Genomic DNA, 12,755 nt, shown 5'->3' with positions numbered 1-12,755 from the left:
CCCCGCCGTGAACACCCCGGAGAACACCACCACCGCCCGTCCCGCCGTCGCCGGCGGCCCGCTGCGCCCGGCCGTCGTCGTGGGCGGCAACCGCATCCCCTTCGCCCGCGCCAACACGGCCTACGCGACGGCCTCCAACCAGGACATGCTGACCGCCGCCCTCGACGGCCTGGTCGCCCGCTTCGGCCTGCAGGGTGAGCGCATCGGCCAGGTCTCCGCCGGCGCCGTGCTCAAGCACCCCAAGAACTTCAACCTCACCCGCGAGTCGGTCCTCGGCTCGGCCCTCGCGCCCGACACCCCGGCCGCGGACATGCAGGTCGCCTGCGCCACCGGCATGGAGGCCCTGGGCACCCTCGCCTCCAAGATCCGCCTGGGCCAGATCGATTCCGCGATCGGCGGCGGTGTGGACTCCATCTCCGACTCGCCCGTGAGCGTCTCCGACGGCGCCCGCCGCGTGTTGATGCAGCTCAACGCCGCGAAGACCCTGAAGGACCGCCTCAAGGCCGTCTCCCAGCTGCGCCCCAACCAGCTCGTCCCCGAGCCGGCCGGCGCCAGCGAGCCCCGCACCGGCATGTCCATGGGCGAGCACCAGGCGCTCACCACCCACCAGTGGGGCATCACCCGCGAGGCGCAGGACGAGCTGGCCGTGGCCAGCCACCGCAACCTCGCCGCCGCGTACGACTCCGGCTTCATGGACGACCTCGTGACCCCGTTCCGCGGCCTGACCCGCGACAACAACCTGCGCGCGGACTCCTCCATGGAGAAGCTGGCCAAGCTCAAGCCCGCCTTCGGCCGCCAGCTCGGGGACGAGGCGACCATGACCGCCGCCAACTCCACGCCCCTCACCGACGGCGCCTCCGCCGTGCTGCTCGCCTCCGAGGACTGGGCGGCCGAGCGCGGCCTGCCCATGCTCGCCGAGTTCGTGGACGCCGAGAACGGCGCCGTGGACTTCGTGGACGGCAAGGAGGGCCTGCTCATGGCCCCCGCGTACGCCGTGCCCCGCCTCCTGGCCCGCCACGGCCTGACCCTGGACGACCTGGACTTCATCGAGATCCACGAGGCCTTCGCCGGCACCGTGCTCGCCACGATGAAGGCCTGGGAGAGCGAGGAGTTCGGGCGCGAGCGCCTCGGCCTCGACGGCGCCTTCGGCACCGTGGACCGCTCCAAGCTCAACGTGCACGGCTCCTCGCTGGCCGCCGGCCACCCGTTCGCCGCCACCGGCGGCCGCATCGTGGCCCTGCTGGCCAAGGCGCTGCACCAGAAGGGCGAGGGCTCCCTCGGCCTCATCTCCGTGTGCGCCGCCGGCGGCCAGGGCATCGTCGCCCTCCTGCGCGGCCGCTGAGCCGCCCGGCACCACCCGCAGCACCCGCCCCGCCGTCGGCCCGTCCGACGGCGGGGCGCCGGTCCCCGCCGCACCGACCCCGCCGCACTCCAGCACACCCCTGACCTGAGAGGTCCCCCCGTGAACGACCCGTACGGCTCCTTCGTCTCCTCCGCCCTGGGCAAGCGCGTCACCGGCGCCCTGGGCCTGCCCCAGCCCGTCGAGCTGCGCCGGTACGAGCCCGGCCAGCCGCTGATCACCGGCACCGTCCTGGTGCTCGGCGCCACCCCCGCCGCCGACGCGGCCCGCGGGCTGCTCACCGCCGCCGGCGTCCAGGTCGTCTCCGAGCGCGCCGAGGGCGCCCGCCTGGCCGGTGTCGTCGCGTGCTTCGACGGGGTGCGTGCCCCGTCCGAGCTCTCCGCCGTGGCCCTCGAGCTCGGCCCCGCCCTGCGCCAGCTCGGCTCCAGCGCCCGCGTGGTCACCGTGTTCGAGGATCCGGAGGACCCCTCCGTGGCCGCCGACCCCGCGGCGCGCGCCGCCCGCCAGGGCGTGGTGGGCCTGACCCGCTCGCTCGGCAAGGAGATGCGCCGCGGCGGCACCGCCAACGGCCTCATCCTGGGCTCCGGCGTCCCGCTCACCGCCCCCGGCGCGGCCGGCGCCCTGCGCTTCCTGCTCTCGGGCCGCTCCGCGTTCGTCTCCGGCCAGTTCCTGCCCGTCACCACCGCGGACGGCTCGACCCCCGCGGACCTGGCCCGCCCGCTCGAGGGCAAGGTCGCAGTCGTCACCGGTGCCGCCCGCGGCATCGGCGCGGCGATCATCGCCACCCTGGCCCGCGACGGCGCCCGCGTGGTGGGCGTGGACGTGCCCGCCGCCGGGGACGCCCTGGCCGGTGTAGTCAACAAGCTCGGGGGCACCGCCCTCGCGCTGGACATCACCGCCCCCGACGCCGGCGCCCGGATCCTCGAGCACTGCCGCACCCGCCACGGGCGCATGGACATCGTGGTGCACAACGCGGGCATCACGCGGGACAAGCTGCTCGCCAACATGGACGCGGCGCGCTGGGACTCGGTCCTCGCCGTGAACACGTCCTCGCAGCTGGCCATGAACGCGGCCTTCCTCGCCGAGGACGCCCGCGACGTCGTGGGCGAGGGCCTGCGCATCGTCGGCCTGGCTTCCACCTCCGGCATCGCCGGCAACCGCGGCCAGACCAACTACGCGGCGTCCAAGGCGGGCGTCATGGGCCTCACGTCGGCCACCGCGCCGATGCTGGCCGAGCGCGGGGGCACGATCAACGCCGTCGCCCCGGGCTTCATCGAGACCGAGATGACCGCCAAGATCCCGCTCGCGACCCGCGAGCTGGGCCGCCGCCTCAACTCGCTGCAGCAGGGCGGCCGTCCCCAGGACGTCGCCGAGGCCATCGCCTACCTCGTCTCGGACGGGGCCGGCGGCACCAACGGCGCCACCCTGCGGGTGTGCGGCCAGGCGATCATGGGGGCCTGAGCATGGAGACCCGGACGCTCACGCAGGCCCCCGCCCTCGGCTCCCTGTACGCCCGCGCCGCGGCGCAGGCCGCGCAGGACGCCCTCACCCGCCGACGCCGGCCGACGACCCTGCCCGAGCGCCGCATCGAGGTGGAGGGCCTGACGATCGACCCCGCCGTCGTCGGCCGCTGGCGCGAGGTGGTGGGCCCCGCGGACCCGACGCACCTGCCCTCCGTACTCGTGCACACCCAGGTGTTCGGGACGGCGATGGCGCTCATGGCCGCCCCTGACTTCCCGCTGCCCCTGCCGGGCATGGTCCACCTCTCCAACTCGGTCCAGCACCACCGGCCCGTCCCCGCGGGCGAGCCGCTGACGGTCGCGGCCGAGGCCCTGGGCCTCGTGCCCCACCACGCGGGCACCGCCGTGGACGTCGCGGTGCGCGTGGAGCGCGCGGCGGGCGCCGGCGCGGAGGCGGCGCTGCTGTGGGAGGGCTCCTCCCGGTACCTGGCCAAGGGCGTGTGGCTGACGGGCGAACGCCCCGAGCGGCCCGAGCGCGACGAGTTCGTCCCCGCGGCCCCCACCGCGCAGTGGACGTTCGGGGCGGGGGCCGGCCGCGCCTACGCGGGCGTCTCGGGGGACTGGAACCCCATCCACCTCTCCGGGCCGAGCGCGACGCTGTTCGGCATGAAGGGTGCGATCGCCCACGGCATGCTCCTCGCCGCGCGCATGCTGGACGGCCGGGAGCCCGCCGAGGCCGGCGTCGGCTGGGACATCGAGTTCGAGGCGCCCGTGGTGCTGCCCGCCCGCGTGGCCGTCCGGTACGAGCGCGACCCCGCGGTCACGCAGGTGACGGGCTGGGACGCCACGCGTGGACGCCGCCACTTCCGGGGCGGGATCCGGCCCCTCACCTGAGGGGAGGACCGACGACGGCGGCCCGGGGGCGTGATGCTCCCGGGCCGCCGTCGTCGTCAAGGCAGCGGGATCAGCCCTCCGCGGCCGCCGCGGCGTCCAGGAGGCCGTCCGCGTACGCGTCCCAGGAGTGGCTCTGCGCGTGGCGCACGGCCGCGGTGGACATCGCGGCCCACGCGCCGCGGTCCCCGAGGATCCCCTCGAGCGCGTCCGCCCACGCCTCCGCGGTGTTCGGGGCCACGAGCCGGCCGGTCCGCCCGTCCTGCACCGCGTGGACGAGCCCGCCCACGCGGTGGGCCAGCACCGGGGTGCCGCACGCCTGCGCCTCGAGGGCCACGAGGCCGTAGGTCTCCGAACGGCTCGGCATCGCGACGACGTCCGCCGCGCGGAGCTGCTCGGCCAGCGCGGGCGCGGGCACCGGATCGGACAGGGTGACGAGGTCCGCGACGTCGTGCCGGCGGGCCAGGGCGGCGAGGTCCAGGCCCTCTCCGCCGGAGGCGGCCCCGTTGAGGTGCAGCCGGATCCCGGGATCCGCACCGGCGCCGCCGCGCCGGCCCCGCAGGATGGCGAGGGCCTCGACGAGGATCTGCGGGCCCTTGTGCGCCTGCACGCGCCCCGCGAAGAGCACGCGCAGGGGAGCGGCCGCGTCGGCGCCGGCCGTGGCCCCGGACGACCCGGGCCAGCAGGACGCTCCCTCGGGCGTGAACGTCGCGGTGTCCACGGCGGGGGAGAGGACGCGCGTGCGCCGGCGGTCCACGCCGAGGACCTCGCGCAGGTCGGCGGCCTCGGCGGGGGAGTTCACCACGAGGAGGTCGGCCTCCTCCACCACGCGCGCCTCGGCGGCGATCCGTTCGGCGGGCTCCTCGTGGCCCTCGTCCTGCAGCATCTTCACGGCCGCGGTGGTGTGCATGGTCTGCAGGTGAGGGGCGTCCATCTCCTGCGCCAGGGCGTGGGCCGTGGGCGCGGAGAGCCAGTAGTGCCCGTGGACGAACCGCACGCGCTCGGCCTCCGCGAGCCCCTCGGCCTCGCGTGCTCCCCGCAGCCAGGCCAGCGCGGCCGCGGTGAACGCGTCCGTGTGCGCGGCGAGCTCGGCCTTGTCCAGGGGTCGGGCGGGGCCGGCGGCCAGCTCGACCACGAGGACGTCCGGTGTCGGTCCGCCCGCGGGCAGACGCGTGATCCGTGCGCCGCCGTCCACCGGCTCCTCCGCGCGGGTGAACAGGAGCATCCGCATCCCCTGCCGCGCGAGCGCGAGGGCGGCCTGCCGCACGTACACGTTCATGCCGCCGGCGTCCCCGCGGCCCGGCTGGGCCAGCGGCGAGGTGTGGTAGGCCACGCCGATCCCCACGGGCACAGAGGCCGTGAGCTCACGGTCCACCGCGTCGAAGAGGCGGGCCACCGACGGCAGGCCGGGCAGGTCCTCCGCGTGGAGCATCGCGCCCTCGGCGTCCCCGAGCGGCACGGTCCAGTTCGGGTACTGGTCCTGCATGGTCCCCGGCTGGTTCTGGATGCGGCGCTCCCCGACGGCGTCCACGAGGGCCACGCTCTGCAGCGCCGACGGCGCCTGGGCGAGCAGCCGGTGCAGGGCGATGACCTGGGCCTGCCGCTCGCCCACGCCCGGGACCTCCTCGAGGAGGCCGCGGTCTCGTGCGGCCCGGAGGAACGCCTCCACCTCGGCGGCCGAGCGCTCCCGCTCCGCGGCCACGTCCCCCGTGAACAGGCCGAGCTCCTCGCGCAGGTCCAGGTGGACGCCCTCGAGGTAGCCGGCGGTCGGGGGGAGGTCGTGGGTGTTCACGGCGGCCAGGCACAGGCGCCGGTAGCGCTCCGGGGGGACCGGCACGCCGTCCTCCTGCTCGAACCAGAGGATGTTCGTGCCGAGCACGCCCGCCTCCGCGAGGCGCTTCTGCACCCACGGCTCGAACGTGCCGAGGTCCTCGCCGATCACCACGGCGCCGGCCCGCTGCGCCTCGAGGGTGAGGACGGCGAGCATGGCCTCGTGGTCGTACTCCACGTACGCGCCCTGCGTGGGGCCGGCGCCCTCCGGCACCCACCACAGGCGGAAGAGGCCGAGCACGTGGTCGATCCGCACGCCGCCGGCGTGGGCCATCACGGTGCGGAGCATGTCCCGGAACGCGGCGTAGCCGGTCTCGGCGAGCCGCCGGGGGTGCCACGGGTGCTGGGACCAGTCCTGGCCCAGCTGGTTGAAGACCTCCGGCGGGGCGCCCACGGACATCCCGGGCACGAGCACGTCCCCGAGCATCCACGCGTCCGCCGAGCCGCGCGTGGCGCCCACGGCCAGGTCCACCATCACGCCCATGCGCATGCCCGCGCCGAGCGCGCGGCGCTGGACGGCGGCCAGCTGCTCGTCCGCGATCCACTGGACCCAGCGGTGCAGGTCCAGCTCGTCCGCGTGCGTGCTGCGGAACGCGGCGGCGCGCTCGCCCTCCGGAGTCCAGTCGGCGTCCTGCGGGTCCGGGCCGGTCACGTCCGAGAGGCGCAGGGCGGACCAGAGGGCGAAGTCGTCCAGCCCCGCCCCCATCCGCGCGCGGAACGCGGCGAACGCCGCCTCCCGCTCTGCGGTGCGGGGCACGGAGTGCACGCGGCGCAGGGCGGGCCACAGGACCTCGGCGACGGCGGAACGATCGATGCGCCCCGTCTCCTCCAGTCGCTCCTGGACCCGACGGCCGGCGGCGCGCAGCTCCTCCTGCTCCGCGGCGGGCAGCCCGGCGAACTCCGGGATGTCCACCACGCGGATCAGCAGCGCGGTGAGGAAGCGGCGGGAGACGGGGGAGTAGGGGGAGTCCGCGGGGGTGGTGCCGGGGTCGACCGCGTGCAGCGGATGCAGGAGCAGGAAGTCGGCGCCGTGCTCGGCGGCCGTCTCCGCCACGGACGCGGCGTCCTCGATGTCCCCGATGCCCCACGAGTGCTCCGAGGTCACGGAGTAGCCCTGGGCGGCCACGCCCCAGCCGCGCCGGGCCAGGAAGGGTGCGGCCGTGGTGAGGCGGTCCGGCGCGCAGACGAGGGTGGCCTCGGCGTGGTGGCCGGTGGCGCTGTCGAGCTCGAGGCGATGCCAGCCGAGGGGCAGGTCTGCGGGGACCTCCACGTGGCACCGCACGAGGTCCACGCCGTCCACGCGGCGGGGCTCGCCCAGCGGCCGGGTGACGGCGACGGGCACGGGCGCGCCCGCCTCCGTGACGACTCGGGCGCTCAGCCCCTCGACCACCGAGACGTGGGCGGGCACGGAGAGCCGGTGCCCCGCCCGCGTGACCACGGTGGGAGGCAGGACGTCCCGCCACGGTGCGAGCTCGGCGTCGTCGAGCGCCTCGGTGAGGGCGGCGACGGCGTCCGGGCGGACCGCCACCCCGAGGGCCGCGAGCACCTTCACGAGGGCGTCGTCCGGCACGGTCTGGTCCGAGCCGTCCTGTCCCGTGTATCGCCACTGCACCCCGTGGGCGCGGGCGAGTCGGCGCAGCAGCGTGCGGGCATCGTCGGCCATCGGAACCTCCGTGTCGTCCCTGTCAGGTGAGCGACGACGGCGGCGGGCCGTCGCGCACCTTCACTGTAGGGGGAAGGAGGGACGGGATGGCGCGAAGGGCCCCGGTCTGTGACCGGGGCCCTTCGTCCGATGAGCTGTGCGCGAGGGGGGACTTGAACCCCCACGTCCTTTCGAACACAGCGACCTCAACGCTGCGCGTCTACCAATTCCGCCACTCGCGCTCATCCCGATCCGCCGGAGCGGACCGTTTCCTTCGCGTTCGGCCAGTCCCGGTTTTCACCGTTCCTCGCCGGAGCAACCCGAGAAGCGTACCACACCCCCGGAGGTAGGCTCAACTCCATGATCGATTCCCCCGCCGAGAAGCCCACCGCCCCCCGCACCGAGTCCCCCGCGGCCGACGTCGTCGAGATCTGCCGCGGCCTGATCCGCATCGACACCACCAACCGCGGCGGCAACGTGTCCGTGGGCGAGCCGGAGGCCGCCGCCTTCTGCGGGAGGCTCATGGAGCAGGCGGGGATGACCCCGCGGTTCTTCGAGTCCGCACCCGGGCGCGTCTCCGTCGTCGGGCACCTGCCGGGCTGGGACGCGGATGCCCCCGGCCTCGTGCTCCACGGCCACACCGACGTGGTGCCGGCCGAGGCCGCCGAGTGGAGCGTGGACCCCTTCGGCGCGGAGCTGAAGGACGGGATGGTCTGGGGCCGAGGCGCGGTGGACATGAAGGGGATGGACGCGATGATCCTCTCCGTCCTCCTGCACCTCGCCCGCACCGGCCGCCGCCCGCGCCGCCCGCTCACCGTCGCGTTCTTCGCGGACGAGGAGGCCGGCGGCGTGTACGGCGCGACGTGGATGGTGGAGCACCACCCGGAGGTCTTCGCGGGGTGCACGGACGCGATCAGCGAGGTGGGGGGCTTCTCCACCGAGGTGGCCGGCACCCGCGCCTACCTCGTGCAGACCGCGGAGAAGGGCCTGATGTGGCTCAACCTGCGGTCGGCCGGCGCTCCGGGCCACGGCTCCGCCCCGCACGAGGACAACGCGGTCACCCACCTGGCCGGCGCGCTCGATCGGATCGGCCGCCACGAGTGGCCGCTGACCTACACGAAGACCACCCGTCAGCTGCTGGAGCAGGTGGCCGAGATCATGGGCGTCCCGTTCGACGAGACGGACCCCGCCCCGCAGCTCGAGGCCCTCGGCCAGGCCCGCACGTGGGTCACCGGCACGCTGCGCACCTCGTCCAACCCCACCGGCATGACCGCCGGGTACAAGCACAACGTGATCCCGTCCACGGCGACGGGCACGGTGGACGTGCGCCCCCTGCCGGGGGAGGAGGAGCAGACGCTCACGACCCTCGCCGAGCTCGCCGGACCCCACGTGGAGTTCGAGCCGGAGCACCGGGACATCGGCCTCGAGGTCCCGTTCTCGGGCGACCTCGTGGAGCTCATGGTCGAGGCGCTGCGGCACGAGGACCCCGAGGCCGAGGTGCTGCCCTTCATGCTGGGCGGCGGCACGGACAACAAGTCGCTCTCCCGCCTGGGCATCACCGGCTACGGGTTCTCCCCGCTGCGCCTGCCCCCGGACCTCGCGTTCACCTCGCTCTTCCACGGCATCGACGAGCGCGTGCCGGTGGACGCGCTCGAGTTCGGCTGCCGCGTCCTCGCGCGCATGCTGGAGCCGCGCCCCTGACGGCGCGCCGCCCCGCGGACCGGGCCGCTCAGGCGAGGTCGAGCGTGGAGGCCACCCGGATGACGCGCCGGCGCAGCCAGTAGCGCCGGGCCCCGCCGCGGTAGTGCACCGCTCGCTGCAGCTCCCAGCGGCCGTACTCGGCGTGCTCCACGAGGCGGCGCCGCGCGTCGCCGAGGGACTCCTCGGGGGCCACGGTGAGGACGAGGTACTCCCACTTCTGGCCCTCGGCGACGGAGTCCAGGGTCGAGGACATCAGCTGCTCACGCACCCGGTCATCCTCGCAGACCGCCGCGGCCCCGCCGCGCGGGTGCGCGCACCTCTGGTCGCACCGCCCGTCCTCGGGTTACCGTTCAGCCATGAGCTCTGACGCCCGCCTGGCCCTGGAGGCCCTGACCACCGCCCTGAACGAACACCTCGTGGCCGCCCAGAACAAGCGCGGCGAGGACGACCCCACCGTGGAGGCGGCCTTCTTCGCCGTGGCGGACGCCTTCGAGAACTACGAGGACGCCCTCTACGCGGACACCGAAGAGGTCACCCCGCTGGACCTCTTCGACGACGACGAGGACGACGACCAGGACTGAGTCCTGGCGGCCCCTCACCGCCGCGAACCCCTGCACCGCCCCGGGAGACCTCCCTGGGCGGTGCAGTACAGTGACCCACCGTGACGTGGATCGAAGCAATCATTCTGGGCCTGGTGCAGGGCCTGACGGAGTTCCTGCCCATCTCCTCCTCGGCGCACATCCGCATCGTGGGGGAGTTCCTGCCCTCGGCGTCGGACCCCGGCGCGGCCTTCACCGCCATCACCCAACTGGGCACCGAGCTGGCCGTGCTGATCTACTTCTGGAAGGACATCGTCCGGATCATCGGACGATGGTCCGGCTCGCTGACCGGCCGCGTGCCCCGCAGCGACCCGGATGCCCGCATGGGCTGGCTCATCATCCTCGGCTCGCTGCCCATCGCGATCCTCGGGCTGCTCCTGGAGAGCTGGATCGACACGGAGTTCCGCTCGCTGTGGATCACCGCCACCATGCTGATCGTGTTCGGCGTGCTGCTGGCGCTGGCCGACCGCCTCGGCCGTCAGACCACGCCCATCGAGCGGCTCACCGTCAAGGACGGCATCCTCTTCGGCTTCGCCCAGGCGCTCGCCCTCATCCCCGGCGTCTCGCGCTCGGGCGGCACCATCACCGCGGGCCTGGCCATGGGCTACACCCGCGAGGCCGCCACCCGCTACGCGTTCCTGCTGGCCGTCCCGGCCGTGTTCGCCTCCGGCCTCTACAAGCTGTTCTCCGCGCTCACGGAGCCCGGCCAGTCCGGTCCCTACGGCGGCGGGGAGACGCTGGTGGCCACCGTGATCGCGTTCGTGGTGGGCTACTCGGTGATCGCCTGGCTCATGAAGTTCATCTCCACCAACTCGTACATGCCGTTCGTGTGGTACCGCGTGGCCCTCGGCCTTGCCCTCTACGCGATGCTCGGCACCGGGCTGATCTCCGCCTGAGCCGCGCGCCCGCCCCGCGCACCCGCCCGTCGTCGCCGTCCCCGAGGAGCACCGTGAAGTCCTGGAGCACCCCCGCCCCGCCCGCCCTGCCCGCCCAGCCGGACCGACTGCGGGTCCTCGACACGGCCACGCAGGGCCTGCGCCACCCCGGCAACGACGCCGGGCACGCCTCCCTGTACGTGTGCGGCATCACCCCCTACGACGCCACGCACCTGGGCCACGCCACCACCTACGTCGCCTTCGACCTGCTGCAGCGGTACTGGCGCGCGTGCGGGATCGAGGTGGCCTACACGCAGAACGTGACCGACGTGGACGATCCGCTCCTCGAGCGCGCCGACGCCACGGGCGTCGACTGGCGGGACCTCGCCCGCGAGCAGACGGACCTGTTCCGCGCGGACATGGCCGCGCTCAACGTCCTCGCGCCGGACCACTACGTGGGCGCCACCGAGGCGATCGACCTCGTGGTCGACGGCGTGACGGCCCTGCTCGACGCCGGCGTCGCCTACCGCGTGCCCGGGGTCGACGGCGGCCCGGACGGGGACGTGTACTTCGACGTCGAGGCGGCGCAGGCCGCGGGGGGCTGGACGCTGGGCTCCGTGAGCGCGATGACGCGGGCGCAGATGGACGCGGTCTTCCCCGAGCGCGGCGGCGACCCGGCCCGTCCCGGCAAGCGCCATCCCCTCGACCCCCTGCTGTGGCGTGTGCACCGCGCGGGCGAGCCCTCGTGGGAGGCCGGCGCGCTCGGGGCCGGCCGGCCCGGCTGGCACATCGAGTGCTCCGTCATCGCGCGCGCCCACCTGCCCGCCCCGTTCACGGTCCAGGGCGGCGGCTCCGACCTGCGCTTCCCGCACCACGAGTTCTCCGCGGCCCACGCGACGGCGGCGGACGGCCAGCCCCTGGCGCACACCTACGTGCACTCGGGCATGGTGGCCCTCGACGGGCAGAAGATGTCCAAGTCCCTCGGCAACCTCGAGCTCGTCTCTCGACTGCGCGCCCGGGGGGTGGAGCCGGTCGCGATCCGCGCGGCGATCCTCTCGCAGCACTACCGCAGCGACTGGGAGTGGTCCGAGGACCTGCTCTCCGCCGCTCAGGAGCGCGTGGCCGCGTGGCGCGCCGCCCTCGACGGCCCCCACGCCGCGGCCGGGGCGGCGGTGCTGCAGGCCGCCCACGCCGCGCTGTCCGAGGACCTCGACGCGCCCGCCGCGCTCCGCGTGCTCGACGCGTGGGCGGACGGCTCCCTGCCCGGGCTCCGCGACGCCGGCGCCGCAGAGGACGCCCCCGCACCCCTCGACGTCGCCACGGTGGCCGACGCGCTCCTGGGCCTGCGCCTGCGTTGAGCCGCCGCGCTCAGCGGCCGTGCCGGCCGCGCAGGTAGCGCTCGAACTCCCGGGCGATCGCCTCGCCGGAGGCCTCCGGCAGCTCCTGGGCGTCCTGCGCCTGCTCGAGCTGGCGCACGTAGGCGGCGACGTCGGGGTCCTCGGCGGCGAGCTCGTCCACGCCGCGCTGCCACGCGTGGGCGTCGTCCTCCAGCTCGTGGGTGGACACGGTGACGTGGAGCAGGTCCTCGACGGCCTCCACGAGGCCCAGCAGCGTCTTGGGGGAGGGCGCCTGGGCCACGTAGTGCGGCACGGCGCCCCACAGCGCGAGGCTCGGCAGCCCGCGGCGGGCCGCCTCGTCGCCGATCACGCCGACGATCCCCGTGGGCCCCTCATAGGTGGGCCGCTCCGCGCCGACGGCCACGCGCACGTCCACGAGCGGAGAGGTCGGGAGCGCCCGGAGCGGGCGCGTGTGGGGCACGTCCGCCAGCAGGGCGCCCAGGGTCACCACGGCGTCCACGCGCTCCCGCGCCGCCCACGCGAACAGCTCGGCCGTGAAGGCCCGCCAGCCCACGTTCGGCTCGACGCCGCTGGCCAGCAGGACGCGCACCCCGTCCGCGGGGGCCTCCTCCTCGGCCACGGGGCGCCCCGCGGCGTCGAGAGCCGCGACGTGCAGCCGGATCGCGGGCCACTCCAGGGTGCCGAGCCCGTCGGCGTCGCGCCGCACGTGGGGACGGGTCACCTGGTAGTCGTAGTACTCGCCCTCGCACACGCGTCCCAGCTCAGCGGCGTCCCACTGCTCCCGCAGCGCCTCCAGCGTGCCCGTCGCCGCCTCCCCGGCGTCGTTCCACCCCTGGAACGCCAGGAGCAGGACGGTGGGGGCGCGGCGCCCGGCCTCGAGCTCCTCCACCGTGGCGGTCAGGTGCGTGCGCAGGGCGCCGAGCGCGTCGTCCGGCTGGTCCTCGGCGGGGGCGGCGGGGGATTCGGTCATGACCGTCACCCTACGCACGGGAGCCGAGGGGGGTCACGGTTCGCCGCGCAGCGGCCCGAGGGGCGGCGC

The 12,755-nt window shown here is 75.2% G+C and carries 10 protein-coding genes and 1 tRNA gene; 7 read left to right on the top strand and 4 right to left on the bottom strand.

Annotated features, from left to right (window positions below; all coding sequences use genetic code 11):
• Positions 1-7: 7 nt before the first annotated feature.
• The 3 genes from NJC10_RS02195 (at position 8) to NJC10_RS02185 (ending at position 3,714) form a co-directional block, all read left to right on the top strand.
• Positions 8-1,342 (top strand): acetyl-CoA C-acetyltransferase, encoded by a 1,335-nt coding sequence (locus NJC10_RS02195; RefSeq protein WP_319074312.1) that lies wholly within the window; start codon positions 8-10, stop codon positions 1,340-1,342.
• A gap of 120 nt (positions 1,343-1,462) precedes the next feature.
• Entirely contained in the window at positions 1,463-2,821 is a 1,359-nt protein-coding gene (locus NJC10_RS02190; protein WP_298710923.1) for a 3-oxoacyl-ACP reductase, read from the top strand.
• A 2-nt stretch (positions 2,822-2,823) separates the two neighbouring features.
• Positions 2,824-3,714: a MaoC/PaaZ C-terminal domain-containing protein gene (locus NJC10_RS02185; protein ID WP_319074311.1), complete on the top strand. Its 891-nt coding sequence runs from the start codon at positions 2,824-2,826 to the stop codon at positions 3,712-3,714.
• A gap of 70 nt (positions 3,715-3,784) precedes the next feature.
• On the opposite strand, the gene malQ is transcribed toward NJC10_RS02185, so the two are convergent.
• Both malQ and NJC10_RS02175 read right to left on the bottom strand, forming a co-directional pair.
• Positions 3,785-7,204 (bottom strand): 4-alpha-glucanotransferase, encoded by a 3,420-nt coding sequence (malQ, locus tag NJC10_RS02180; RefSeq protein ID WP_319074310.1) that lies wholly within the window; start codon positions 7,202-7,204, stop codon positions 3,785-3,787.
• Positions 7,205-7,341: 137 nt separating this feature from the next.
• A tRNA-Leu gene (locus NJC10_RS02175) sits at positions 7,342-7,425 on the bottom strand.
• 118 nt (positions 7,426-7,543) lie between these two features.
• Here NJC10_RS02175 and NJC10_RS02170 point away from each other — a divergent pair.
• Positions 7,544-8,884, top strand: coding sequence for a M20/M25/M40 family metallo-hydrolase (locus tag NJC10_RS02170; protein WP_319074308.1), 1,341 nt, complete (start codon positions 7,544-7,546; stop codon positions 8,882-8,884).
• Between the two features lie 28 nt (positions 8,885-8,912).
• Here NJC10_RS02170 and NJC10_RS02165 read toward each other — a convergent pair whose 3' ends face one another.
• On the bottom strand, positions 8,913-9,152 hold the full coding sequence (locus tag NJC10_RS02165; RefSeq protein ID WP_319074307.1) for a DUF5703 family protein: 240 nt from the start codon (positions 9,150-9,152) through the stop codon (positions 8,913-8,915).
• A gap of 88 nt (positions 9,153-9,240) precedes the next feature.
• On the opposite strand from NJC10_RS02165, the gene NJC10_RS02160 reads away from it, so the two are divergent.
• The 3 genes from NJC10_RS02160 (at position 9,241) to mshC (ending at position 11,716) form a co-directional block, all read left to right on the top strand.
• Entirely contained in the window at positions 9,241-9,465 is a 225-nt protein-coding gene (locus NJC10_RS02160; protein ID WP_248115527.1) for a hypothetical protein, read from the top strand.
• Between the two features lie 80 nt (positions 9,466-9,545).
• Complete coding sequence (locus NJC10_RS02155) at positions 9,546-10,379, top strand: undecaprenyl-diphosphate phosphatase (protein ID WP_298710938.1); 834 nt, start codon at positions 9,546-9,548, stop codon at positions 10,377-10,379.
• A gap of 53 nt (positions 10,380-10,432) precedes the next feature.
• Positions 10,433-11,716, top strand: coding sequence for a cysteine--1-D-myo-inosityl 2-amino-2-deoxy-alpha-D-glucopyranoside ligase (mshC, locus tag NJC10_RS02150; protein WP_319074304.1), 1,284 nt, complete (start codon positions 10,433-10,435; stop codon positions 11,714-11,716).
• 10 nt (positions 11,717-11,726) lie between these two features.
• Here the strand turns inward: mshC and NJC10_RS02145 are convergent, their stop codons facing one another.
• Positions 11,727-12,686, bottom strand: a complete 960-nt coding sequence (locus NJC10_RS02145) for a PAC2 family protein (RefSeq protein WP_319074302.1) — start codon at positions 12,684-12,686, stop codon at positions 11,727-11,729.
• Positions 12,687-12,755: the final 69 nt, after the last annotated feature.

Source organism: Micrococcus sp. M4NT, assembly GCF_033790745.1.
In the GTDB taxonomy this organism is placed as follows: Bacteria; Actinomycetota; Actinomycetes; order Actinomycetales; family Micrococcaceae; genus Micrococcus.
This window is presented reverse-complemented; position numbering and strand designations above follow the sequence as displayed.

Bases quoted from the DNA above. Each gene is read 5' to 3' on its own strand.
- NJC10_RS02145 (WP_319074302.1), bottom strand. From the start codon at position 12,686: ATGACCGAATCCCCCGCCGCCCCCGCCGAGGACCAGCCGGACGACGCG.
- NJC10_RS02170 (WP_319074308.1), top strand. From the start codon at position 7,544: ATGATCGATTCCCCCGCCGAGAAGCCCACCGCCCCCCGCACCGAGTCC.
- NJC10_RS02160 (WP_248115527.1), top strand. From the start codon at position 9,241: ATGAGCTCTGACGCCCGCCTGGCCCTGGAGGCCCTGACCACCGCCCTG.
- malQ (WP_319074310.1), bottom strand. From the start codon at position 7,204: ATGGCCGACGATGCCCGCACGCTGCTGCGCCGACTCGCCCGCGCCCAC.
- NJC10_RS02185 (WP_319074311.1), top strand. From the start codon at position 2,824: ATGGAGACCCGGACGCTCACGCAGGCCCCCGCCCTCGGCTCCCTGTAC.